The sequence below is a fragment of the Streptomyces sp. NPDC015032 genome (genome assembly GCF_043080425.1).
Classification (GTDB): domain Bacteria; phylum Actinomycetota; class Actinomycetes; order Streptomycetales; family Streptomycetaceae; genus Streptomyces.
Genome location: NZ_JBIBVN010000011.1, coordinates 215063 through 239778, shown reverse-complemented (window position 1 = coordinate 239778; position 24716 = coordinate 215063). Strand labels below are relative to the sequence as shown.

The following is a 24716-nucleotide window of genomic DNA, read 5'->3' as shown; positions in this document are numbered from 1 at the left end:
AGGGCCGACAGATCCCGTTGAGGACCCTGAGTCAGTCAGGCGGTGGGTCAGACCTCGCCGGGGAACGCTCACGTACATCCTCACTGTCAGGCGGCGAGCGCCTGCTTCACCTGGGCCAGCGAGGGGTTCGTCATGACGGCCTCGACACCCGTGGAGCCGACCACCAGGACGGTGGGAACGGTCTGGTTGCCCCCGTTGGCCTTCTCGACGAAGGCTGCGGACTCCGGGTCCTGCTCGATGTTGATCTCGTTGTACGCGATGCCCTCGCGCTCCATCTGGCTCTTGAGCCGACGGCAGTAGCCGCACCACGTGGTGCTGTACATCGTCACAGTGCCCGGCATGTCTTCGCGCTCCTCTGTCTCGTCAGTCTTCTCGGACCCGTCCTCGGACTCGTCTGTCCACTCGGACGCGTCTGTCTCATCCGTCTCATCCGGCACGCGGAGAAGCTGGAAAGTGCGTGACCGCACGGAAAGGGAACGTACGTGAAGCAACTACCATTCCCGCCGCCACCCCCGCATTAGTACGACCGGTACGGCCCCCCTGTGGACAACCTCCGCACCGGCCTCATCCGACCTGGCAGCATGGCGGGGTGACAGCAGCAACGCATTCCTCCCTCTTCCCGCAGGTCCCCGAGTCGGCGGACGCCGTGCTCGACGGCCTGGACCCCGAGCAGCGCGAGGTCGCCACGGCCCTGCACGGCCCGGTGTGTGTGCTGGCCGGAGCCGGTACGGGCAAGACGCGTGCGATCACGCACCGCATCGCCTACGGGGTGCGTGCCGGAATACTCCAGCCGACGAGCGTGCTCGCCGTCACCTTCACCAACCGGGCCGCGGGCGAGATGCGAGGACGGCTGCGCCAGCTCGGCGCGGGCGGGGCGCAGGCACGGACGTTCCACTCCGCCGCCCTGCGTCAGCTCCAGTACTTCTGGCCGAAGGCGGTCGGCGGTGACCTGCCGCGGCTGCTGGAGCGCAAGGTCCAGCTGGTCGCCGAGGCCGCGGCCCGCTGCCGCATCCGCCTCGACCGCAATGAGCTGCGCGATGTCACCAGCGAGATCGAGTGGTCCAAGGTCACCCAGACCGTGCCCGCCGACTATCCGGCCGTGGTCGCCAAGACCCAGCGCGACGCCCCACGCGACCCTGCCGAGATCTCCCAGATCTACGCGATGTACGAGCAGCTGAAGCGCGACCGCTCGGTGATCGATTTCGAGGATGTGCTGCTTCTCACCGTCGCCATCCTTCAGGACCGCCACGACATCGCCGACCATGTCCGCCGCCAATACCAGCACTTCGTCGTCGACGAGTACCAGGACGTCAGCCCGCTCCAGCAGCGGCTGCTGGACCTCTGGCTCGGTGACCGGGACACCCTGTGCGTCGTCGGTGACGCCAGCCAGACGATCTACTCCTTCACCGGAGCAACCCCCGACCACCTGCTGAATTTCCGTACCCGCCACCCCGATGCGACGGTGGTCAAGCTGGTCCGGGACTACCGCTCCACCCCCCAGGTCGTCCATCTGGCCAACGGGCTGCTCGGCCAGGCCCGCGGCCGCGCCGCCGAGCACCGGCTCGAACTGGTCTCGCAGCGCGAGCCCGGCCCCGAGCCCGCCTATACGGAGTACGCGGACGAGCCTGCGGAGGCCGAGGGCACCGCCCGTCGCATCCGCGATCTGATCGCCGCGGGCGTCCCGGCCGGCGAGATCGCCGTGCTCTACCGGGTCAACTCCCAGTCCGAGGTCTACGAACAGGCCCTGGCCGACGCGGGCGTGCCCTACCAGCTGCGGGGCGCCGAGCGCTTCTTCGAACGGGCGGAGGTACGGGAGGCGGGCGTCGCGCTGCGCGGCGCGGCCCGCGCGGGGGGCAACGACTCCCTGCTCGACGACGCGGAGGGGCTGCCGGCGGAGGTGCGGGCGGTGCTCTCCACCAAGGGCTGGACCACGGAGCCGCCCGCGGGCTCCGGAGCGGTGCGCGACCGCTGGGAGTCCCTCGCCGCTCTGGTCCGGCTCGCCGAGGACTTCGAACAGGCCAAGCCGGGCGCGACGCTCTCCGACCTGGTGGCGGAGCTCGACGAGCGGGCCGCCGCCCAGCACGCCCCCACCGTCCAGGGGGTCACCCTCGCCTCGCTGCACTCGGCGAAGGGCCTGGAGTGGGACGCCGTGTTCCTGGTCGGGCTGACCGAGGGCATGATGCCGATCACCTACGCCAAGACCGACGAACAGATCGAGGAGGAGCGCCGACTGCTGTACGTCGGCGTCACCCGGGCACGCCTGCACCTCTCGTTGTCGTGGTCGCTGTCCCGCTCACCCGGCGGCCGTGCCGGACGCCGCCCGAGCCGGTTCCTGAACGGGCTGCGCCCCGGCTCGGCAGCCCTCGGCACGCGCAGCGCGGCGAGCGGCGGCGGGATCGAGCGGGGCCCCGGACCGGTCGCCAGGCGTGGCCGCCGCGGCCCTGCCCGGTGCCGGGTCTGCGGCAAGACCCTCACCGATGCGGGCGAGATGAAGCTGATGCGCTGCGACGACTGCCCCTCCGACATGGATGAGGCGCTGTACGAGCGGCTGCGCGACTGGCGGGCGGTCCGGGCGAAGGAGATCGGCCAGCCCGCGTACTGCGTCTTCACGGACAAGACGCTGATGGCGATCGCGGAGGCGGTGCCGGACAGCGCGGGAGAGCTGGCCGTGATCTCCGGAGTCGGCGCGCGGAAGCTGGACCGGTTCGGGACCGCGGTACTCGCCATTTGCGCAGGTGGGGTGGTGGAGGAAGGACTCGAAGGCGTCGTTGACGAGGTGTGAGAAAAACTCGTCGAAAAAATAGTTTGCGCCTGCCCCAGTCATCACCATAGGTTCTTAACCACGGGAACAGCGACTTCTCTGAAGCCCTCGCCCTGTGCTGTACTTATCCGAATACGTAGGACCGGCCCGCCGGTCCCCCCGATACGCCGAGAGGAGGCGATTGAAGTGATCAGCATCATCATGACCGACAAAATGACCGATCTTTCGGTCGCCTCCGCCTGCTCGCTCGGTCTCGTCTGCTCTTCCGAGGTCTCGCTCCGTGGCACCGGTCTGTCCGGCATCTCCGCCGCCAGCCCGCTGTCCCTGGTGAGCCTCCCCGTGCGGGAGCGCAATGAGCGACCGACCCAGGCACCGGCAGCAGCAGTAGCGAAGGGACAGGCCCAGGCCTATGCCTTTGCCGCCGTCGGTGCGGGAGCGGAATCCGGCGCCCAGAAGCAGATGACGCACCACCACACGATGTGGGCCTTCCGTGGGCCTGAACCCTGGAGTGATCCAGCCTGATTTACCATCAGGCCGGCGCCTTCAGGGCCGCGGAACCCCACTCGGGATCCGCGGCCCTTTTGTTTTGCCCGAACGGACGAGACAACGCGAAGGGGCCTCGGGACAAGCAGCACCCGGTACCAGCCGCCCCCCGGCCAACAGGCCGGAACGACCAGACGAGGACACCACCCACCGTGCAACTCGAAGCGCACGCCCCGTCCGTACCGACTTCCGACACGATCCCGCCGCCCGGCCTCACGGAGGACTCCACCTTGATCCCCCTCACCGCGCTCACCGCGCTCGACGACGCCATCGAGAACCTCGGCGTGCCCGTCCCCTGCCGCTCCTACGACCCGGAGGTCTTCTTCGCCGAGTCGCCGGCCGATGTCGAGTACGCCAAGTCCCTCTGCCGCACCTGCCCGCTCGTCGAGGCCTGCCTCGCCGGCGCCAAGGAGCGTCGCGAGCCGTGGGGCGTCTGGGGCGGTGAGCTCTTCATCCAGGGCGTCGTCGTCGCTCGCAAGCGGCCGCGTGGGCGTCCGCGCAAGAACCCGGTCGCGGCGTGATCGCCGGACTGGGGGCCGCGGCCCCCAAACCCATGAAGCGCATCGGAACCATCGACCGTCCCCACACCCACGATCCCCGAAATCAGGCACCAATGTCCGTCCCCACGAATGAGCCCGTCGGCTCCGCAACACCGAACGTCACGATCATCGGCGCGAACGACTCGCGTCAGAACAGGACCCGCGAGATGCAACTCATCCCAGAAGCCCTGGCTCGTGCGCATATGCACGACCGCCTGAGGGAAGCCGACACGCAACGCCAGGCCATGCGCCTGGTCACCGCGCGCCGGATGCAGCGCCGGGCCGAGCGCGCCTCGATGCGCGCCCGCCGTGCGCTGGCCATGGCGGTCATGCACTAGGGCCTCTCGTCCGGATCAGGCAGGACACCAGCAGCACTCGCTGCCGGGCAGCCGCTCTGCCAGGCAGCAATCAGTACCCGTAGTCAGTACCCCTTCCGCGGGGCCGGTCCGAACGGACCGGCCCCGCGGTCGTGCTGTGTGGTGCCGCGCGCCACGGCGGTGGCGGAGTTATCGTCACATCGTGGACGAGGAGACTCATCACCGTATGCAGCAACCCGCGCAGAGGGACACCACAGTGATGACGTGTGCCCAGTGCGGAACCTCCGTCGGCAGCGAGACCGCACCGCCGACCTGGGTCTGCTCCGTCGAGAACGGCAGACACCGGTACTTCTGCGAAAAGTGCTCCCGCACCCATATCAGGGCGATCGAGAGCCGCCTCGACTCCGCCTGGTGGTGAAGCCGAGGCGCGACGCCCGGTGGTGACGCCCCAGGTGTGGAACCCGGGGTTGTGACGCCTGTGGTGGTGAAGCCCGGGGCGTGACGGTCCGGGCCCGGTGACAGGGCCGGAGACCGGCTGCCCTATGCGCCGGGGGCGTCGCCCGCCAACTCCTCCACCACGACCTCCTGCTCACCCTCCGGCAGGAACCCCGGCACCCAGGATTCGAGTTCGTCGCGCAGCCGTGCCGTCGCGCCGAGCTGGCACAGCACCCCGATCGTGCTCAGCGTCACCCGGTGTATCAGCAGATAGGCGGGTGGCAGATTCAGCTGCTTGCCCAGCTGATGAGCGGGCGAGCGGGGATCAGCGATCCGCGCCGCCTGATTGCGCATCCAGCTCCGGGTGAAAGTGAACTCCTCCACCCGCGCCGGTTCGATGATCGGGAGGAGATAGTCGAGCACCGCATCCGGGTCGAGATCGATCGAGTCCTTGACGAACCCTTCCTCGCGCAACAGCTCGTACACCGCCTCCGCGTCACCCGTCAGAGCCAGCCGCAAGGATTCCCCGATGGTCTGCGGCAGACCACCCGGCAGCCGGTCGACCGTGCCGAAGTCCAGCACCCCGAGCCGCCACTGTCCGGACCCGCCCGTCTCGTCCGTCTCACCCGCTTCGCTCGTCCCGTCGTCCGGGGGCAGCAGCCGGAAGTTGCCCGGATGGGGGTCCGCGTGCAGCAGCCCGGTGCGCGCCGGCCCGGAGAAGAGGAAACGCGCCAGCAACTGACCGGCCCGATCGCGCTGTTCCGGGGTTCCCTCGGCGATCACGTCGGCAAGTGGAACGCCGTCCATCCACTCCGTCACCAGCACCTGGTCGGACTGGTGCACCACACCGGGGATCACGACATCCGGATCGGCCGCGAACTCCTCGGCATGGTGCCGCTGCGACCGCGCCTCCTGTTCGTAGTCCAGCTCCTCCGAGACCCGGTCACGCAGCTCTGTGATGAGCGGTTTGATGTCCATTCCGGGGATCAACGGGCCGAGCAGCCGGGCGAACCTGCTGAGCTGGGTCAGATCCGAGAGCAAGGCCTCTCCGGCGCCCGGATACTGCACTTTCACCGCGACGTCCCGCCCGTCGTGCCACACCGCACGGTGCACCTGACCGATCGAGGCGGCGGCCGACGGCTTGTCCTCGAAGGTGAGGAACAGCTCCCGCCAGTTCTCGCCGAGCCGCTCCGCCAGTACCGCGTGCACCGTGCCACTGGGCAGGGGAGGCGCGGCCTCCTGCAGTTTGGTGAGCGCCGCCCGGTACGGCCCTGCGACCTCCTCGGGCAGCGCCGACTCGAAGACGGACAGGGCCTGACCCAGCTTCATCGCCCCGCCCTTCAACTCACCCAGGACCTTGAAGAGCTGATCCGCGGTGCGCTGCTGAACCTCCCGGGCCACCAACTCCGCCGACTTCCCGCCGATCCGCTTGCTCAGCCCCCACGTGGCGCGACCGGCGAAGCCCAGTGGCAGGGCGGCCAGCTTGGCGGTGCGGGTGACCGCTTTCCGGGGTAGATCAGACATGAGCCCCTCCAAATCCCAGAGTGCCGTACCGCGTGCGGCGGTTACCCGGCCATTGTGTCGTGTACCGCGTCGGCCCCGGAGGTGCGCTCCCCCTCAGTGTGCCCAGCCGCTCCGCAGCAACAGCCGGGATGCGCGCCGATCCGTTCGGAGCGCCAGTCCAGCAGTGGCAGCGCGGCCTCCCAGCGGGTTCCCGTACTGGCGGGCAGTTCCCCGTCCAGAAAGGACAGCGCGTGAGCGGCCGCCAGACCGGCCACCGCCGTCGCCAGCCCCAAATCGCAGGCCTGTGCGGCGATGCGCCGACCGGACTGCCACTGCGAGAGCATCCTCGGCCACTGCTCATCCCGTTCCGCACGTACCAGCGCCAGACACCCCGCGCACGCCGTGCCCCCGGGCAGGACCAGGGGCCCGACCACTCCCGTCGCCTCCATCACTCCGGCGTAGAGGTGGGGAGTCCCCGAAGCGATCCACGGTTCCGCAGACCGCGGGTCGGGGGCGTACGCCGAGAGACCGTCACGAGGGGCGACCACGATCAGTGACAGCCCCGGCTCGCCGCCCGCCGAGGCATCCGCCGTCTCCGCCGCCCGGGGGGACGGACCGGCGGCGGATCTGCGCACCAACTGCCGGGCCGCGGTGGCCCTGCGCTCCCCGACGGCTGCCGGTGGAAGCCCACAGGGCGAGACGTCCCACGGCTCGGTGCACCCGCCGTCCAGAACCTCCACCCGGCCCACTCCGGACCCGGACAGCACCGCCGCGACCGCGGCACCGACCCGGCCGGCACCCCGCACCTGGACCCGCATCGCCCGACGCGCCGCCAGCCGCCGCATCCCGCCACCCGGCTCGGGATGGACGACGGAGAGCGAGGCCAGATCAGGGCGGTACCGCTCCAGGGCATCGGGCCGGTTCCGTAACGCATCGGTCTCCGGGCCGGCCATCCGCACATCGTCGATCAGGCCCGCGTCTCTCAATCTGCGCACCAGGGTCTCCACTTGATGGTCCGACAGATCCATGGCCCGGGCTTCTTCGCGCAGCAGCGGCAGACCGCGCGTACCGTCGAGCAGTTCCAGAAAGCAGCCCGTGGCGATATCCATCGGACCGAGCTTCACCGCATGAGCGCGGGTCACCCCGAATTGCACGGTGCCCCGGCCGCGCCATGCGCGGCGCAGTGCGGGCTTCAACATCGGATACACGGCTTCCCCCGGTCTGTGTTCCATGATCTCTGTGCGTGGGCTGTGGCCCGGATCTCCGCGAGATCCGTTGTCAGAATGCAGCCCGGCGGCGAAGTGTGCGGAAAGTTGTCCACAGGTGCGGGGTATTAGTCGTTCAAATGGTGCATGCCGTGGAGCGGATCACACGCGAACCGTCCCGGAGTCGGGACTTCCCCCACTGACAACGGGTAACGTCATGGCGTGCCCGCCGACCCGTCACCCGGATTCGCCGGGGAGACCCCCGCGCGCAGTGCCGGAACCCATCAGCGCAGCGCGGCGGACCGTCCGCCCCGCGCCCCGGCGACGAGCGCGGTCGAGGTCCGCAGGAGCACCCGCCGCAGCAGGACGGTCTCCGCGTACCGGGAGGGGGACCGCACCATCGTGCTCATCCCCGCCCGGATGTCGCAGGCCGAGGAGCGGCGCTGGGTGAGCGTGATGCTCGACAAGCTCGCGGCCCAGGAGAGCAAGCGCATCCTCGGCGACAGCGAACTGACCGAGCGGGCCGAGCGGTTGTCCGCCCAGTATTTCGAGGGCCGGGCCAGACCCGCTTCCGTGCGGTGGGTGACCAATCAGAACACCCGATGGGGGTCCTGCACCCCGGCGGAGGGCAGCATCCGGCTGTCGCACCGGCTGCAGGGCATGCCCGAGTACGTCGTCGACTACGTACTGGTCCATGAGCTGGCCCATCTGCTCGTCCCCGGCCACGGTCCGGACTTCTGGCAGCTGCTGGAGGCGTATCCCCGCACGGAGCGGGCCCGTGGCTATCTGGAGGGCGTGGTGGCGGCCGACCGGCTGCCGCATCTGCCCGCCGCACGCGGTGAGTGACGTTCGGCGATTCTGTACCGGGTGTGTACCGGCTTAGCCCGGCGTCGGAGTTTGCGGTTAGCCTGACGCGACGCATTCACCTTCGGGATGGGGGACGGTCGTTACGCATGGCCAGGGAATTCCAGCGCGGCCACAAGGCCAAGATCAGCGATCTCACACCGGGGACGGATCTGTACGTAGGTGTGCAGATCGCCGGCCCGGGACTGACCTTTGACATCAGCTGCTTCGGCCTCGATGCCAATGAGCAGCTCTCCGACGACCGGTATTTCATCTTCTTCAATCAGCCTAAATCGCCCGAGGAGTCCATTCAGCTCCTCGGCGCCCAGGCCGGTGACACCGAGTCGTTCCGCGTCACCCTGGACCGCATTCCGGCGAACATCCACAAGCTGTCGTTCACCGCGACGGTCGACGGTGCCGGGCAGATGTCCCAGGTCGGCCCCGGCTACATCCGGATCGTCGCGGGAGGTGAGGAGGTCGTCAGGTACGCCTTCACCGGTTCGGAGTTCACCACCGAGCGTGCGGTGATGCTGGGCGACTTCTACCTGAAGGACGTCTGGCGGTTCGCCGCCGTAGGGCAGGGCTTCGACGGTGGCCTCGAAGCGCTGCTGAAGAACTTCGGCGGCGAGGTCGCCGAGGAGACGCCCGCCGCACCTCAGCCGCAGGCGGCCGCCCCGTCGTTCGCCCCGCCGTCCGCCCCGGCACCCGCCCCGTCCTTCGGCGCCCCGGCCGCACCACAGGCTCCCCAAGCGCCGCAGCCCGCCCCGTCCTTCGGCGCTCCGCCCGCCCCGGCACCCGTCCAACAGCAGATGCATGCCGCGCCGACGATAGCGGCCCCGATGGCACCGCACGGCGGCATGGCGCCGCCACCCGCCCCCGCCCCGGCCCCGTACGGGCAGCCGGGCCAGCCGCCCCAGCAGCCGCAGTTCGGGCAGATTCCCGGGCAGCAGCCCGCGCCCGCCGCTCCGTACGGCCAGCAGGCTCCTGCGCCGTACGGCCAGCAGCCGCCCGGCATGCAACCCCCCGGCATGCAGTCGCCAGGAATGCCCCAGGGCGTGCCGCAAGGCATGCCGCAGGCCGGCGCCGGGCTTCAGGCCGCGCTCCAGCCGTACAAGGAGACGGCCACCGGCCAGCGTTGGACCCCGCAGAACCAGCAGCTCATGCGGGTCGACCTCACCATGGGCGGAATGCCCGTGCTCGCCCGGCAAGGCAGCATGGTGATGTACCAGGGCAAGGTCGACTTCAGCTACAAGGGCGCCGGGTTCGCGGGCCGCATCGTCGGCAACGCGACCGGCCAGGAAATGCAGCTGATGCGCTGCACCGGCCGCGGGCAGGTCTTCCTCGCCGAGGACGGCTCCCATCTGCACGCCATCGAGCTGCAGGGCGACGGCATCTGCGTCTCTGCGGAGAATGTCCTCGCGTTCGACGAGTCGCTGCAGCACGAGGTCCGCAGGATCGAGGGCCACGGCATTCCCGGTGGCGCCCTGTTCACCATGCAGTTCCAGGGCACCGGCACGGTCGTCGTCAAGACCCACGGTATCCCTGTCGTCCTGCCCGTCACCCCGACCACCTTCGCCGACTGCAACGCCGTCGTCGCCTGGTCGTCCGCGTCCCAGGTGATCATCTCCAGCCAGGTCCGGCTGCGTCGCAACGCGTACCCGGGACACAGCGGGGAGACCGTGAACCTTCAGTTCCGGGGCGCCCCCGGCAACTTCATCGTCGTCCAGCCCTACGAGGTCTGAGGGAGCCCGTCATGAACCAGCAACTCGCGGGCTACGCCCCGACCCCTGTCACAGCCCGTATGGAGAACCACGGCCATACGATGCTCAAGGTCGCCATGGCCACCGGCCAGGACCTCTACGCACGCACCGGCTCGATGGTCGCGTACGAGGGTTTCATCCAGTACGAACCCAACCCGCCGGCCGTCCGCCAGATCGCCTCCCAGTGGATCACCGGCGAGAGTGCACCGGTCATGAAGTGCTCCGGCGACGGACTGCTCTACCTCGCGGACTACGGCGCCGATGTGGTCGTCGTCAACCTCAACAACGACTCCCTCTCGGTCAACGGCACCAACGTCCTCGCCTTCGACAGCCATCTCACCTGGGGCGTGGAGCGGGTCAAGGGCCTCGCCAAGTTCGCCGGTCAAGGACTGTGGAACGTCTGCATCTCGGGCACCGGCTGGGTCGCCATCACCTCGCGCGGCACACCGATCGTCGTCGACTGCGGACGCGGCGAGGACGAGACCTACGTCGACCCGGACGCCCTCGTGGCGTGGTCCCCGAACCTCAAGGTGAAGGGCAAGCGCAGCTTCAAGGCCTCCTCCCTCATCGGGCGGGGCAGCGGCGAGGCGTACCAGATGGCTTTCTCCGGCGAGGGCATCGTCGTCGTACAGCCGAGCGAGGACAGTACCGACCGCCTGCGGATCCGGAACTGAGGGGGAGGGAGAACACACCATGCAGAGTTCGCTTTTCAGCTACACGGAACAGCAGTCCCAGGACCGGTACACCGTCCAGAACCCACAGCTCCTGCGGGTCTCACTGACCGGCCGGGACGATGTCCTCGCCCGCAAGGGCGCCATGGTCGCCTACCAGGGGCTGATGGAGTTCGACGGCGAGTACCAGTCGCACGGGCAGTCCCGCGCCCGCGCGAGCACCGGCGAGGGACTGGAGCTGATGCGCTGCTCCGGGCAGGGCACCGTCTACCTCGCCAACCTCGCTCAGTACATCCATGTCGTGGACGTCGACCACGACGGCATCACGGTGGACAGCGCCTACGTCCTGGCCCTCGACTCCTCGCTGCACACTGAGGTCATCGCGGTGGACAGCCAGTACGGCATCTCCGGCACCGGCAAGTACCAGCTCAACATCTCCGGCACGGGCAAGGTCGCCCTGATGACCTCGGGCCGGCCGCTGATGATGCAGGTCACGCCGGACAAGTACGTCAACGTCGACGCCGACGCGATCGTCGCCTGGTCCAGCTCGCTGCGCGTGCAGATGCAGGCCCAGACGCACTCCTCGGGCATCTGGCGGCGGAGTGGCAACACCGGCGAGGGCTGGGAGCTCAGCTTCCTCGGCCAGGGCTTCGCCCTGGTCCAGCCGAGCGAGGTGCTGCCCCCGCAGGGCCACGAGATCGGCCAGGGCGTCCGGGCCCAGTACGGCATGGGCCAGCACGGCGCCCACGGCCAGAACCAGAACAACGCCTGGAACTGAGCGGCCGAGCACCGGCACGGGTCACACGGGTGAGGGGCGGTCCCCCAGGGACCGCCCCTCACCCGTGTGACCCGTGCCGTATGTCCGTCCTACCGGCGCTGCTCCAGTGCGGCGCGGGCGCGCGTCATCAGCCGTACGACCGAGGTGTCGGCCACCGCCGCGACCTCGTCGTACGCGAACCAACGCAGGTCCAGCGATTCGTCGCTGATCTGCTCCGTCGCACCCGACGGGGCCAGCGCTGCGTACTGCACATCCAGATGCCAGTGGCAGGGCGCGGGGATCCGGTGGCGGTCCAGCGTCACCGGTCCGCCCGCGAGCAGGGTCAGACCGCTGATGCCGGACTCCTCGGTGGCCTCACGCAGGGCCGCGGCGGCCAGCGTGCCGTCCTGCGGTTCGCAGTGGCCGCCCATCTGCAGCCACATCCGCAGCTTGCGGTGCAGGGTGAGCAGGACCCGGCCGCGCTCCGGATCGATGACCAGTGCGCTGGCCGTCAGATGTCCGGCCTCGCAGGCCTTCCACATGCCCTCGGAATGCCGGGCCAGATGATCCAGATAGACCTGGCGCAGCTCCTCCTGGGCCGGGTCCACCGGGTTCTCGTACCCCTTCAGTACGAGAACGGCGTCGTCGTACAGGCTCACTGGTCGGTGTCGCCCTTGCCGTCGCTCTTCCGGTCGGTTTCTCCGGTTCCTCCGGAGCCCGCGTCGTCCGCTCCGGCCTCGGGCTTCCGCGGACCCTTCGCGGCCTCGCCGAGCATCTTGTCCAGCTCGGAGAAGTCCAGCTGCTCGTGGTGCACAAAGCCGTCCGGATCGTCCAGGTCCTGGGCGGTCGGCAGCATGTCGGGGTGCTCCCACAGGGCGTCGCGGCCGTCGAGACCGCGGGCGTCCGTGAGCGACGCCCACAGGCGCGAGGCGTCACGCAGCCGCCGGGGACGCAGCTGGAGACCGATGAGCGTGGCGAACGTCTGCTCGGCCGGACCACCGGAGGCACGGCGCCTGCGCATGGTCTCGCGCAGCGCGTCGGCCGAGGTCAGACGGGACTTCGCGGCCTCGTGCACCACCGCGTCCACCCAGCCCTCGACCAGTGCGAGCGCCGTCTCCAGCCGGGCCAGGGCGGCCTTCTGCTCCGGGGTGTCCTCCGGCTGGAACATGCCCTGCTGAAGGGCGTCCTGCAACTGCTCGGGCTGCGACGGGTCGAACTGACCGACCACGTCCTCCAGCTTGCTGGTGTCGACCTTGATGCCGCGCGCATACCCCTCGACGGCACCGAACAGATGCGAGCGCAGCCACGGAACGTGGGCGAAGAGCCGCTGGTGGGCGGCCTCGCGCAGGGCGAGATACAGCCGTACCTCCTCCTGCGGCACGCTGAGGTCCTTGCCGAACCTCTCGACGTTCAGCGGAAGGAGCGCGGCCTTGCCCGCCGGGCCCAGCGGCAGCCCGATGTCGGTCGAGCCGACCACCTCACCGGCCAGCACACCGACGGCCTGCCCGATCTGCTGGCCGAACATCGCGCCGCCCATCGACCGCATCATGCCGATCAGCGGACCCGCCATCGCCTGCATCTCCTCGGGCAGCACATCGCCCATGGCCAGACCGACCCGCTCGGCCACCGGGTCGACCAGCTTCTGCCAGGCGGGCAGGGACGCCTCGACCCACTCCGCACGGCTCCACGCCACGGTCGAGACCGAACCGGAGGGCAGCGAGGTCACGCCGTCCAGCCAGAGGTCGGCCAGCCGCAGCGCCTCGTCGACCGCGGACCGCTCGGACGGGCCGACGCTCGCGTCCTTGGTGCCGTCCGGCGTGCCCTGCGAGACCGTCTGGCGTGCGATCTGCTTGGCCATGTCCCAGTTGACGGGACCGCCCTCATAGCTCAGCATCTGGCCGAGCTGCTGGAAGGCCGCACCCAGGTCGTTGGGGTTCATCGTGCCGAACATCGCCGCGAACGGGTTGTCCCCGCCCGCGCCCGGCCCGAAGCCGAACGGGTTCGCAGGCCCGCCCGAACCCTGCCCACCTCCGGTGGGGTCCTTCTTCTTGCCCTCGTCGCCGTTTTCCGGCTCCTCCGGCGGAAGGCCGAATCCGAATGGGGTGTCACTCACGGGTTTCCTCGGCTCGTAGGGCCGCCGGCTCGAACCGACGGCGACTGCCCGACATCACCATCCAGCGTAGACACCAAAAGCCCGCTCGGGGCCTCAGTGCTCCGCCGGCTCCCGGCCTGCGGCAGGATGGACGCCACCTGGTACGTACGCGTCATTCGGGTACGTACTGAAGACAACCGCTGGAGACGCCCGGTGAGTTCCCCAGATCCTCAGGTTCGCGCAGCGCGAAACCTGTCCGACCCCTCGACCGAGAACAAGTCCGCAAAAAGCCGCTCCAGAAGCCGTGGCCCCGTCGTCGCGATCACCGGAGCCGCGAGGGGCATCGGTGAGCTGCTCACCGCACGCCTCGCCGCATCCGAGGAGATCAAGCAGGTCATCGCCATCGATGAACGCCGGGGAGAGGTCTCCGAGGCGACCTGGCACATCCTCGACGTCCGGGACCCCGCCATCGCGGAGAAGCTGCGCGGCGCGGATGTCGTCGTGCATCTGGCACTCGATCTCGACCTGGAGACCGACCCCGCCGCCCGCACCGCCTACAACGTGCGCGGCACCCAGACCGTGCTGACCGCGGCCGCGGCCGCGGGGGTCCACCGGGTGGTGCTGTGCACCTCGGCGATGGTCTACGGGGCGCTGCCCGACAACGACATCCCGCTCGCCGAGGACGCCGAGCTGCGTGCCACCGCCGAGGCGACCGGCGTCGGCGACCTCCTGGAGATCGAACGGCTCGGCCGTCGCGCGCCCCGCGCCCACCCCGGACTCAATGTGACCGTGGTACGGCCGACCGTCCTGGTCGGCGGCACGGACACCGCGCTGACCCGCTACTTCGAGTCGCCGCGCCTCCTGGTCGTCGCCGGATCCCGCCCCACCTGGCAGTTCTGCCATGTCGACGACCTGGTCACGGCCCTGGAGTACGCGGCGCTGGAGAAGATCGACGGCGAGTTCGCGGTCGGCTGCGACGGCTGGCTGGAGCAGGAGGAGGTCGAGGAGCTCAGCGGCGTCCGCCGGATGGAGCTGCCCTCCGCCGTGGCCCTCGGCGCCGCCGCCCGGCTGCACCGGATCGGCCTCACCCCGTCCCCGGCCGGCGATCTGGCGTACACGATGCACCCCTGGGTGGTCAGCGTGAGCCGGCTGCACGACGTGGGCTGGCGTCCCGGCTGGACGAACGAGGAGGTGCTCGCCGCGCTCCTCGAGGAGGTGGAGGGCCGGCACACCGTCGCCGGACGCCGCCTCGGCCGCAAGGACGCCACCGCGGCAGGTGCCGCCGGTGCGACCGTGGCGCTGCTCGGCACCGCCGCCCTGGTCCGCCGCGCCCGCAAGGCCCGCCGCCGCATCTGAGGGCTGTCCGGTAGTCCCTGGCGGGCGCGCGACGACGGCTGCTTCCCCGAGTTCTCGGTTGCGCCCGAGCAGGGGAGGCCCCAACCTCGCCGCACTGTCGGGAGGTCCCGCGGGACGGCTGCAGAAGGCTCCGAGGCCGGCCGCGGACCGCCGGTGAGAAACGCTATTTCTCGACGTCGGCGCCGTACGGCACCATGGGCCCCATGGCTCCCACTCACAACCACCCCGGCGAGCGGGCGGCGACCGACCCCATCCGGCTGCTGGCGATCCGCGAGACGCCGCTGTCGGTCGACGAGGTCTTCCGGGCCGTCGGAGACGAGGCAGCGGGCGGCACGGCGCTCTTCGTCGGCACTGTGCGCAACCACGACGGCGGTCAGGACGTCGGCGCGCTCGGATACTCGTGCCACCCCTCGGCGCAGGACGAATTGCGCCGGGTGGCCGAGAAGGTCGTCGCGGATTTCCCGGTCCGGGGGCTGGCTGCCGTCCACCGAGTGGGTGACCTCCAAGTGGGCGACCTCGCCGTTGTCGTCGCCGTCTCCTGCCCGCACCGGGCGGAGGCGTTCGAGGCATGCCGCAAGCTGATCGACGACCTCAAGCGCGAGGTTCCGATCTGGAAGCACCAGCGTTTTTCGGACGGCACCGAGGAGTGGGTCGGGGCCTGCTGAGCGCAAGCCGATCGGGTGGTGGTCCGCCCCGATTTGCGTAACTGCACCCCTGCCGTGAGCGTTGGTCCTGCAGATGGTTAATCTGCTGATCGGTCAGTGCGGTCGCTCATGGGGTAGGGAGGTCGTAATGGCAGTACTCGCCTGGTTGTTGATTCCGCTTTTCGCTGCGCTCGGCGCTGCGATATGGGGAAGCTGGGCCACCCGTAATGGCGCGGCCGGTGATGTTTCAGAGCTCGCCGAGTATGCCCGGTTCCGTGAGGCGATGGAGAAGTCGCATTCCGGTTCCGATGTCGCCTGACCTTTCAGCGAACGTACGCAGTCGCCAATCCGCATCGCGACCCCGAAGGCCGACGCCCTCCGGCACAGCGCCGGGCCCGGCCGCCCGCCCCGTACGGCCCGGCCCCGACGGTGCACTCACAGACCCTTCCCGTACTGTCGTTCCATGCCACGCCGCACCGCGACGATGCTCGCCTCCACGCTGATCCTCATCGCGCTGCTCTGCGCAGGCGTGCTGATCAAAGTGCCGTATTCGGAGATGTCTCCCGGGCCGACCGTGAACACTCTCGGCAAGGTCGACGGCGAACCGGTGCTGCAGATTTCCGGGCACAAGACGTACCCGACGTCCGGCAATCTCAATATGACGACGGTCAGGGTGACCGGCGCCGACTACCGGATGAACCTGGCCGAGGCCGTGTACGGCTGGCTGGCCCACGACAGCGTGGTCGTGCCGCACGACACGCTGTACCCCGGCGGCAAGACGGAGCAGCAGTCGACGCAGGAGAACGCCGAGGAGTTCAGTCAGTCCCAGGAGAGCGCCAAGGTCGCCGCCCTGACCGAGCTGGGCATCCCGGTGTCCTCACGCGTCGTGGTCTCCACGGTGATCAAGGACAGCCCCGCCCAGGGCAAGCTGCACGCCGGCGATGTGATCAAGCAGGTCGACAGCAGCCCGGTGAAGCAGCCCGAGGACGTCGCGAAACTCGTCACCCGCCACAAGCCCGGCGAGGACGTCACGTTCACCATCATCCCGGCCAAGACGGCGCAGCTGGCCGAGAAGGCCGGCAAGGAGCCCGAGGGCAGCCGGAAGATCACCATCAAAACCGCGAAGGCCCCCCAGGAGAACCGCGCGATCGTCGGTATCCAGGCCGGGACGGATCACACGTTCCCGTTCCGGATCGACATCAAGCTGGCCGACGTCGGCGGCCCGAGCGCCGGTCTGATGTTCTCCCTGGGCATCATCGACAAGCTGACGCCCGCCGACCTCACCGGCGGGAAGTTCGTCGCCGGCACCGGCACGATCGACGACAAGGGGAAGGTCGGCCCGATCGGCGGCATCAACATGAAGCTGGTCGGCGCGCGCGATGCCGGCGCCCGGTACTTCCTGACACCGGACGACAACTGCAAGGCCGCCGCCTCCGACACCCCGAGCGGACTCACGCTGGTGAAGGTGCGGACGATCGACGACGCGAAGAAGTCGCTGGAGAAGATCAGGGCAGGGGACACGGCCGGCCTGCCGAGCTGCTCGGCGGGCTGACCGCGCCCCCCCCGGCGGGGACGCGGCGGATCAGACCTCGAAGGTCGCGGCCAGCGCGTCGGCCAGTCCGGGCACCAGGCCGGAGCCGGTCCGCACCTCGCTCGGCGAGTCCTTCTCGCGGAGCCGTACGGCCGACTCGCGCGTACCGTCCCTGAGGACGGCCACGGTCATCCGCACCTCCTGGCGCTCCGGGTGCTTGGCGACCCACTTGGTCAGCTGGGCATCGCTGAGTCCCTCCGGTACGGAGGCCTCGGCGGACGGCGGCAGCATCAGCCGTTCCACCGTCATCGCGCATCCGATCACCGCGTCGGGCCAGGCGATCGTGGCCAGGAACTCGTCCAGAGCGGTGCCGGCCGGAAGCTCCTCCTGCTCGATGGGGGTGAGTGAGGTGGTCGGGGAGTCGGAGCTGTCGAGACCGAGCTGGGCGGCGAGGCCGGGCTCCTGGGCCCGCAGCCGGGCGGTGTCGACGAGGGCGAAGAGCCGGGCCGGCTGGTCCCAGCCGAGGCCGGAGATGTACTCGTCGATTTCGAGCACGGCGACGGTGAGGGGGCTTGCGGCCATCGGAGGGCCTGAGGGGGAAACGTTGGGCATGGCCAATATCCTGCCTCCTTCCGCCCCGGGAACGGGAACTAGGTAAAGCCTCAGTAAGTTGCATAGATGGGCCCTACGATCGCTGGGCCCGCTCCACACGACCCGCGAACTTCGAGGTGCGCACGTTGGCTTTCCAGATGCCGGACCGCGGCGGAGGCCCGACCGGGCCACGGATCAGAGTCGGCCGCCCGTCCCGGCGCGCCCGTACCCTGCTCATGACACTTGGCGTCCTGGCGGTTCTCGCCATGGCGTTCGTCATGTTCGCCGGGTTCTGGACGGACTGGCTCTGGTACCGGTCGGTCGCGTATTCGTCCGTCTTCACCACCACCCTGTGGACCAAGATCGGGCTGTTCCTCGTCTTCGGGCTGCTGATGGCGTTCGCCGTCGGCCTGAACATCTGGCTCGCGTACCGGCTCCGGCCGCCGCTGAGCGCGATGTCCCTGGAACAGCAGAGCCTGGACCGCTACCGGATGAGCCTCGCGCCGCACAAGAAGTGGGTGCTGCTCGCGATTACCGCGCTCGTCGGACTGATCGCCGGAGCATCCGCCTCCGGCCAGTGGCGTACCTGGCTGATGTATGTGAACGGCGTGGCGTTCGGGCAGAAGGACCCCCAGTTCCATCTGGACGTCTCCTTCTACTCCTTCGATCTCCCCTGGTACCGCTTCCTGCTGGGCTTCGGCTTCGCGGCCACGGTGCTCTCGCTGATCGCCGCCGCGCTGACCCACTATCTGTACGGCGGGTTCCGCATCACCAGCCCCGGCGCGCGGGCGACCGGCGCGGCCACCGGCCACCTGTCGGTGCTGCTCGGTGTCTTCGTCTCGCTGAAGGCCGTGGCGTACTGGCTCGACCGTTACGGCCTGGCCGTGAAGTCCAGCGACTTCAAGGCCACGGACAACTGGACGGGCCTGCGCTACGTCGATGCCAACGCCTACCTTCCGGCGAAGACCATCCTTTTCTGCATCGCCGCGATCTGCGCCGTGCTCTTCTTCGCGACGCTCTGGCGCCGGACCTGGCAGCTCCCGATGATCGGCTTCGGTCTGATGGTGCTCTCGGCGATCCTGATCGGCGGGCTGTACCCGGCGATCGTGCAGAAGTTCCAGGTCCAGCCGAACGAGCAGGCCAAGGAAGCGCCGTTCATCCGGAAGAACATCGAAGCGACGCGTGACGCGTACGACATCGACAGCGCGCGGGTCGACGACTACTCGGGCAAGAGCACGACGAACGACGACGCCAAGCTGCGCGCGAGCGCGGACGATGCCGCCAGTTACCGGGTGATGGACCCCAACGTCGTCTCACCGGCCTTCCAACAGCTCCAGCAGAAGAGGAACTACTACCAGTTCCCCAAGACGCTGGATGTGGACCGTTACAAGGACGCCGCAGGCAAGGACCAGGACACGGTCATCGGTCTGCGCGAGCTCAACCTCGACGGCATCCCCAAGCGCAACTGGATCAACGACCACTTCACCTACACCCACGGCTACGGCGCCATCGCGGCCCGGGGCACGACGACCGGCAAGAACCCGAAGGGTTCCCCGGACTTCACCGAGTCCGGTCTGCCGACCTCGGGTGAGCTCGGCAAGTACGAGCAGCAGATCTACTACGGCGAGAAGACCGAGCAGTACTCCATCGTCGGCGGGCCCCAGAAGGAGCTCGACTACGAGGAGGACGGCGAGAAGACCACCAGCTACCAGGGCGACAGCGGGGTCAGTCTCTCCAACGCCTTCAACCGCGCCGCGTACGCGGTGGCGTTCAGCGAGCCGCAGATCCTCTACTCGGGGGCCATCGGCGACGGCTCGCGGATTCTCTACAACCGCACGCCCAAGGAGCGCGTCGAGGCGGTCGCCCCGTGGCTGACCATCGACGGCGACGCCTACCCGGCCGTGGTGAACGGCCGTATCCAGTGGGTCGTCGACGCGTACACCACCACCAACGGCTACCCGTACGCCTCGCGTACGACCCTCGGCGACACCACGGCCGACTCGCTGACCACCAACCAGCGCGCGGTCGTCGCCCAGCAGAACCAGGTCAACTACATCCGCAACTCGGTGAAGGCCACCGTCGACGCCTACGACGGCAAGGTCAAGCTCTACGAGTGGGACACCGAGGACGCCGTCCTCAAGACCTGGAGCAAGGCGTTCCCGGGGACCGTGCTGCCCAAGGCGGACATCCCGCAGGAGCTCAGGGACCATCTGCGGTACCCGCAGGACCTGTTCAAGGTGCAGCGGGAACTGCTCACCCGCTACCACGTCACCAACCCCGCCCAGTTCTACAGCGGCAGTGACGCGTGGCAGGTCCCGGACGACCCGACCAACAAGGAGTCCGGTGCCGTCCCGCCGTACTACCTGAGCATAAAGATGCCGGACCAGACGGCTCAGAAGTTCTCGCTGACGACGACCTTCACCCCGAAGGGGCGGCCCGACCTCGGGGCGTTCATGGCGGTGGACGCCGATGCGGCCAGCAAGGACTACGGCACGATACGGCTGCTGAGAGTCACCAGCACGGTGAAGGGCCCCGGCCAGGTACAGAGCGAGCTCAACGGCAACGACGATGTCGCCGAGTTCGTGAGAAACCTGAAGGGAACCGACTCCGACATCGAGTACGGCAACCTGCTGACCGTGCCGCTCGAAGGAGGCTTCCTCTACATCGAGCCGGTGTACACGCGCGGTGGCACGCAGAACTACCCGCTGCTGCGCAAGGTCGCCGCTTCGTACGGGTCGAAGACCGTCTTCGAGAACAGTCTCGGGGAGGCGCTCAACGCGGTCTTCGGGGTGACGGAATCCGGCACCACGCAGCCGCCGGACGAGACCACCCGGCCACCGGGCAACACCACGCAGCCGCCGGCCACCGGTGAAGCGGCGCTGAAGAAGGCGATCGCGGACGCGCAGAAGGCCTACGCGGAAGGCGAGGCGGCCCTGAAGAAGCAGGACTGGAGCGCCTACGGGAAGGCCCAGGCGGATCTGCAGGACGCACTGCAGCGCGCGGCAGCCGCCCAGCCCAAGTCGGGCAGTGCGAACAGTGCCGACGTCGCGAACAGTGCAAATAGTTCTGGCAATTCGGGTCATTCGGACAAAAAGCCTGAATCCAGTAAGGGTGGCTGAGTAACTCGGTAAAGGCTTCACTCCGCGTCGTGGTACGGTTTCCACACAACGGCGCGGGGTGGAGCAGCTCGGTAGCTCGCTGGGCTCATAACCCAGAGGTCGCAGGTTCAAATCCTGTCCCCGCTACTGAAAGACGAAGGCCCGGATCCTTTCCAGGATCCGGGCCTTCGTCGTGTCGTGGCGACATTCGTGTGCGGTGTGTGTGGAGGGCGGTTCCTGGGGCACGAGTTGACCCTGGACGTGTTTGACTTATCTCTCTGTGGGCATGTCGACAAAACGCTGAAGTGACCTCACTGGCCGCGATATACGAGCTGTACGCGGGTTGCGGGTGGTGCGACGATGGTATTTATGGGGGACAGGGCAACTCTGTTGAAGACAGGGCGGTTTGTGCAGCGCCGCGTTCATCGGCCGGATAGCGTGATGAATGCGGCTTTTGGTGGAGCTGCTGCGGAGAGCAACAAGACTGCTGAGAGCGATGAGGCCGCTGGGATCGCCGAGATCGCTGGGATCACTGCAACCTCTGGGGTTACTGCAACCTCTGGGATCATTGGGACGACCAAGACTGCCGAGACTGCGGGGTGTGCCGCGACCGTCGAGAGTGCGGAGAGCGCCGAGGGCGCGGAGAGTGCCGGGGCCACCGGGAGTGCCGAGGCCATTGAGGCTGCGGAGGGCTCCATGGCCCAAGGGGCCCAGGAGACCCAGGAGGCCCGAGAGAGCCCGGAGAGCGCCGAGAGCGAGGAGCGCCACCGCCGCGCCGCCGACGCCGGGGACACCACGTCGATGAGCGTCCTCGGAGCCCTGCTGCTGCGCCGAGGTGATCTGGACGGGGCCGAACCCTACCTGCGTGCGGCCACCGCGGACGGCGACCGGGCCGCGGCCAACAACCTGGGTGTCCTCCTGTATCAGCGCGGATACATCGACGACGCGGCCGGCTGGTGGCGTATCGCGGCCGTCGCGGGTTCCGCCGCCGCCGCGCACGCCCTCGGCCGTCACTACCGGGAGCGCGGCGATGAGCCCGGTGCCGAGTACTGGCTGAGGCAGTCCGCCGAGCAGGGGCACGCGCTGGGGGCGTACGCCCTTGCCGACCTGCTGGAACACCGCAGTGACGTAGGCGCCGAGCGCTGGCTGCGCGCCGCCGCCGAGCAGGGGCACCGGGAGGCCGCGTACCGCCTCGCGCGCATGCTGGACCGCAGCGCCGCCGACGACCCGCACGATGCCTTCGGCCGTCCCGGGCTGGGCCCCGGGCCCGGGCCCGACCCCCGTTCCGGATCCGGGGCGGCCGCCGATCGGGCGGGCGCCACCGGCCGGTTCGCGGGGCGCAGGACCGACGGCCCCGTGGCGGGCCCGACGACCGGGCGCGTGGGCGAGGCCGAGCAGTGGTACCGGCAGGCCGCCGCACGCGGTCACGGGCGTGCCGCCCTGCAACTCGGCGCCATTCTCGAACAGCGCGGCGAGCCCAAGGAGGCCGGCCGCTGGTACCTCATCTCCGCGAAGGCCGGTGAGGCGCGGGCCGCCTGCGCGCTCGGCTTCCTGCTCCGTGACGCAGGCGACGAGGAGAGCGCCGCCGTGTGGTGGCTGCGCGCCGCCCAGGAGGGAGACGGGAACGCGGCCAATGCCCTGGGCGCCCTGCACGCCGCCCGTGGCGAGCAGCAGACCGCCGAGCGCTGGTACCGCGCCGCCATGGACGCGGGCGATGTCAACGGCGCCTACAACCTGGCCCTGCTCTGCACGGCTCAGGACCGCACGCACCAGGCCGAGCAGTGGTACCGCCGTGCCGCGTACGCGGGCCACCGCGAGGCCGCCAACGCGCTGGCCGTGCTCCTGCTCCAGGCGGGCGACCCGACCGGTGCCGAGCCCTGGTTCTCCAAGGCCGCCGAGGCGGGCAGCGTGGACGCGGCCTTCAACCTCGGCATCCTGTACGCCGGACGCGACGAGGACCGTATGGCGCTGGTCTGGTACGAGCGTGCCGCGGCCGCCGGTCACACCGAGGCCGCGCTCCAGGTCGGCATGGCCCTGCTGCATCGCGGTGAGGAGCAGGAGGCCGAGCGTCATCTGCGCTGCGCCGCGGGCGGTGGCAGTGCCGAGGCGGCCTTCCGGCTGGCCGGAGTGCTGGACGCGCGGCAGCCGCCGCCCGGCCCTCCCGCGCTCGGCGAGCCGATGCCGGAGAAGACCGAGTGCGAGGAGTGGTACGAGCGGGCCGCCGAGCAGGGGCACCGCCGCGCCCAGGTGCGGGTCGGCATGCTCGCGGCCGCCCGTGGCGACGTGGACAGTGCTGCCCGCTGGTACCGCGAGGCCGCCGAGGCGGGCAGCTGCAACGGCGCCTTCAACCTCGGGCTGCTGCTCGCCCGTGAGGGCAGCGAGCGGGAGGCCGCGCTGTGGTGGAGCCGTGCGGCCAACGACGGGCACGGGAGGGCGGCCCTGCGCCTGGCCCTGCTGGCCGCCCGCCGCGGCGAGCTCGCCGAGGGGCAGCGCTGGTGTGCGCGGGCGGTCGAGTTGGGACCGGCGGAGGTGGCTGAGCGCGCCGCCCGGTTGCGCGAGGCGCTGCACCAGGAGCTCACCGCGTAGGGCCGCGAGGCCGGGCGGCGAGGCCGCGAGCGGTGCGCGCGAAAGCAGCGGCCCCCCTCCCGTCCCGCCCCGGATCCCGCCCCGGACCCCGTCCCGTCCCGCGCCGGCCCTCGCCCCGTTCCGTCCCGCCTCGCCCCGTCCCGCACCGGAACCGATTTGCGCTGGTCCGGAGCGGTGACGTACGGTGGGGAACACAACGACGCGGGGTGGAGCAGCTCGGTAGCTCGCTGGGCTCATAACCCAGAGGTCGCAGGTTCAAATCCTGTCCCCGCTACTGGAAGTCGAAGGCCCGGATCCTCTCCAGGATCCGGGCCTTCGACGTATATCCGTGCGTGCGCATCAGAGGGCGTGGCCCACCGCCTCCGCGTACAGCGCCCGGTCGACCGCCTTCGCCTCCGGTACCGGGTCGCCCTTCGAGACGTCCGCGTCCGTGTACGCCTTCTGCAGCCGGTCCGTCGTGCCCTTCCGGATCTCCCAGTCCATCCGCAGCGACGGAGTCGACCGCAGTGTGGCCGCGTCGGTCTTCAGCAGCTTCGCCAGTTCGGCGACGAACGCGGGGTCGGACTTGTAGTCGTCGGCGAAATAGGTGTTCACGGTCCGGATGTAGGCCCGGAGGAAGGCGACGCCCGCGTCCGGGTCCTTGTTCAGCAGCGTCGGGCCGAAGAGCAGACCGCCGAGCGGTTCGCCGGTCGGCTGGCCACCCAGGAACGCGTACTTCCTGTCGCCGTCCACCTTCCGCCAGACCGGGTCGAGCAGCCAGGCGGAGTCCACGCCACCGTTCTCCAGTGCGGTCAGCACGTCCGCGGAACCGAGCTGCTGGAAGCCGATCTTGTCGAGGCCGCCGCCGTGTTTCTTCAGGGAGGTGTCCATCGGATACGCGATGACCGAGCCCTTGCCGATCATCGTGCCCATCCTGCGGCCCGCCATATCGACGTGATCGGCGCTCTCGCCGTCCTTGAGGCGCACCCACAGGCCGCTCTTGGAGGTGGGGTCGGGGGAGAAGTTCCCGGCCACCCACTTGATGTCGAAACCGCCGTTGATGCCGTTCATCACGGCCGCCTCGGGGGCCGCCCACTGGGCATCCACATCGCCCTTGGCGAGCAGCGGCAGGGCGTCAGGGGTGGGCAGCACCCTCAGTTCGACGTCCAGCCCCTCCTCGGCGAACTCGCCCTTCGCCACCGCGACCTGGAGCGGAGCGACGTACTCCGCGCTCAGGGTGCCGGTCGCGACGGTGATCTTCCGCTTCTTCGCCAGGGGCCGGGCGGCCGGGGCCTCTTTGTCGCAGCGGGCCGGTTTCCGGTCGGGGGCGAGGTCGGCCGGGTCGGTCCAGCTGCTGGTGCCGCAGCCCGCGACGGGTGTGACGGTGCGCGGTGCGGCGGGACCGCCGGCGCCGGCGGAGTCCTTCCCGGCGCAGCCTGCCGCGCCGAGCAGGGACGCTGCGATGAGTACGACGGTGCAGGTCAAAGGGGTACGTGTACGCACAG

The 24716-nt window shown here is 69.6% G+C and carries 22 protein-coding genes and 2 tRNA genes; 17 read left to right on the top strand and 7 right to left on the bottom strand.

The annotated features are described in order from the left end of the window. Positions 1-86 precede the first annotated feature (86 nt). A complete protein-coding gene (locus ACF08M_RS18750) occupies positions 87-341 on the bottom strand; it encodes a mycoredoxin (protein WP_392186331.1) in 255 nt (84 codons plus the stop codon). Between the two features lie 248 nt (positions 342-589). On the opposite strand from ACF08M_RS18750, the gene ACF08M_RS18745 reads away from it, so the two are divergent. The 5 genes from ACF08M_RS18745 (at position 590) to ACF08M_RS18725 (ending at position 4578) form a co-directional block, all read left to right on the top strand. After that, positions 590-2782, top strand: a complete 2193-nt coding sequence (locus ACF08M_RS18745; RefSeq protein ID WP_392186330.1) for an ATP-dependent DNA helicase UvrD2 — start codon at positions 590-592, stop codon at positions 2780-2782. 165 nt (positions 2783-2947) lie between these two features. After that, a complete protein-coding gene (locus tag ACF08M_RS18740; protein WP_392186329.1) occupies positions 2948-3283 on the top strand; it encodes a hypothetical protein in 336 nt (111 codons plus the stop codon). A gap of 173 nt (positions 3284-3456) precedes the next feature. Beyond that, positions 3457-3825, top strand: coding sequence for a WhiB family transcriptional regulator (locus ACF08M_RS18735; RefSeq protein WP_383765084.1), 369 nt, complete (start codon positions 3457-3459; stop codon positions 3823-3825). Between the two features lie 32 nt (positions 3826-3857). Then, positions 3858-4181, top strand: a complete 324-nt coding sequence (locus ACF08M_RS18730; protein WP_392186354.1) for a hypothetical protein — start codon at positions 3858-3860, stop codon at positions 4179-4181. Positions 4182-4362: 181 nt separating this feature from the next. Next, positions 4363-4578 (top strand): hypothetical protein, encoded by a 216-nt coding sequence (locus ACF08M_RS18725; protein ID WP_392186328.1) that lies wholly within the window; start codon positions 4363-4365, stop codon positions 4576-4578. A gap of 122 nt (positions 4579-4700) precedes the next feature. Here ACF08M_RS18725 and ACF08M_RS18720 read toward each other — a convergent pair whose 3' ends face one another. Further along, a complete protein-coding gene (locus tag ACF08M_RS18720) occupies positions 4701-6119 on the bottom strand; it encodes an ABC1 kinase family protein (RefSeq protein WP_392186327.1) in 1419 nt (472 codons plus the stop codon). 41 nt (positions 6120-6160) lie between these two features. Beyond that, positions 6161-7306, bottom strand: a complete 1146-nt coding sequence (locus ACF08M_RS18715) for a ThiF family adenylyltransferase (RefSeq protein ID WP_392186353.1) — start codon at positions 7304-7306, stop codon at positions 6161-6163. A gap of 219 nt (positions 7307-7525) precedes the next feature. Between ACF08M_RS18715 and ACF08M_RS18710 the strand changes: the two genes are divergently transcribed. From ACF08M_RS18710 to ACF08M_RS18695, 4 genes are all read left to right on the top strand, one after another. After that, a complete protein-coding gene (locus tag ACF08M_RS18710; RefSeq protein WP_392186326.1) occupies positions 7526-8149 on the top strand; it encodes a M48 family metallopeptidase in 624 nt (207 codons plus the stop codon). A gap of 107 nt (positions 8150-8256) precedes the next feature. Next, positions 8257-9888 carry a TerD family protein gene (locus tag ACF08M_RS18705; protein ID WP_392186325.1) on the top strand — a complete coding sequence of 544 codons (1632 nt, stop codon included), beginning with the start codon at positions 8257-8259 and terminating at the stop codon, positions 9886-9888. Between the two features lie 11 nt (positions 9889-9899). Beyond that, a complete protein-coding gene (locus tag ACF08M_RS18700; RefSeq protein WP_392186324.1) occupies positions 9900-10580 on the top strand; it encodes an AIM24 family protein in 681 nt (226 codons plus the stop codon). A gap of 19 nt (positions 10581-10599) precedes the next feature. Continuing rightward, complete coding sequence (locus ACF08M_RS18695; protein ID WP_392186323.1) at positions 10600-11355, top strand: AIM24 family protein; 756 nt, start codon at positions 10600-10602, stop codon at positions 11353-11355. A gap of 89 nt (positions 11356-11444) precedes the next feature. Here ACF08M_RS18695 and ACF08M_RS18690 read toward each other — a convergent pair whose 3' ends face one another. Both ACF08M_RS18690 and ACF08M_RS18685 read right to left on the bottom strand, forming a co-directional pair. Continuing rightward, a complete protein-coding gene (locus tag ACF08M_RS18690; protein WP_392186322.1) occupies positions 11445-11993 on the bottom strand; it encodes an NUDIX hydrolase in 549 nt (182 codons plus the stop codon). Then, positions 11990-13447, bottom strand: coding sequence for a zinc-dependent metalloprotease (locus tag ACF08M_RS18685; RefSeq protein ID WP_392186321.1), 1458 nt, complete (start codon positions 13445-13447; stop codon positions 11990-11992). Before ACF08M_RS18685 ends, ACF08M_RS18690 begins: the two co-directional genes overlap by 4 nt. Before the next feature lie 192 nt (positions 13448-13639). Here ACF08M_RS18685 and ACF08M_RS18680 point away from each other — a divergent pair, with 192 nt between their 5' ends. From ACF08M_RS18680 to ACF08M_RS18665, 4 genes are all read left to right on the top strand, one after another. Next, entirely contained in the window at positions 13640-14782 is a 1143-nt protein-coding gene (locus ACF08M_RS18680) for an SDR family oxidoreductase (protein WP_392186320.1), read from the top strand. A gap of 203 nt (positions 14783-14985) precedes the next feature. Continuing rightward, positions 14986-15447 (top strand): molybdenum cofactor biosynthesis protein MoaE, encoded by a 462-nt coding sequence (locus tag ACF08M_RS18675; protein ID WP_392186319.1) that lies wholly within the window; start codon positions 14986-14988, stop codon positions 15445-15447. A gap of 127 nt (positions 15448-15574) precedes the next feature. Beyond that, a complete protein-coding gene (locus ACF08M_RS18670; protein WP_392186318.1) occupies positions 15575-15745 on the top strand; it encodes a hypothetical protein in 171 nt (56 codons plus the stop codon). 144 nt (positions 15746-15889) lie between these two features. Continuing rightward, positions 15890-16978, top strand: coding sequence for a PDZ domain-containing protein (locus ACF08M_RS18665; RefSeq protein WP_392186317.1), 1089 nt, complete (start codon positions 15890-15892; stop codon positions 16976-16978). 30 nt (positions 16979-17008) lie between these two features. Here ACF08M_RS18665 and ACF08M_RS18660 read toward each other — a convergent pair whose 3' ends face one another. Next, entirely contained in the window at positions 17009-17569 is a 561-nt protein-coding gene (locus tag ACF08M_RS18660; RefSeq protein ID WP_392186316.1) for a PPA1309 family protein, read from the bottom strand. A gap of 137 nt (positions 17570-17706) precedes the next feature. On the opposite strand from ACF08M_RS18660, the gene ACF08M_RS18655 reads away from it, so the two are divergent. From ACF08M_RS18655 to ACF08M_RS18640, 4 genes are all read left to right on the top strand, one after another. Further along, positions 17707-20667: a UPF0182 family protein gene (locus tag ACF08M_RS18655; RefSeq protein ID WP_392186352.1), complete on the top strand. Its 2961-nt coding sequence runs from the start codon at positions 17707-17709 to the stop codon at positions 20665-20667. A 52-nt stretch (positions 20668-20719) separates the two neighbouring features. Further along, a tRNA-Met gene (locus ACF08M_RS18650) sits at positions 20720-20793 on the top strand. Between the two features lie 213 nt (positions 20794-21006). Then, on the top strand, positions 21007-23232 hold the full coding sequence (locus ACF08M_RS18645; protein WP_392186315.1) for a tetratricopeptide repeat protein: 2226 nt from the start codon (positions 21007-21009) through the stop codon (positions 23230-23232). A 200-nt stretch (positions 23233-23432) separates the two neighbouring features. Continuing rightward, positions 23433-23506 (top strand) — tRNA-Met (locus ACF08M_RS18640). Positions 23507-23571: 65 nt separating this feature from the next. On the opposite strand, the gene ACF08M_RS18635 is transcribed toward ACF08M_RS18640, so the two are convergent. Continuing rightward, on the bottom strand, positions 23572-24714 hold the full coding sequence (locus ACF08M_RS18635; protein ID WP_392186314.1) for an ABC transporter substrate-binding protein: 1143 nt from the start codon (positions 24712-24714) through the stop codon (positions 23572-23574). Positions 24715-24716 lie beyond the last annotated feature (2 nt).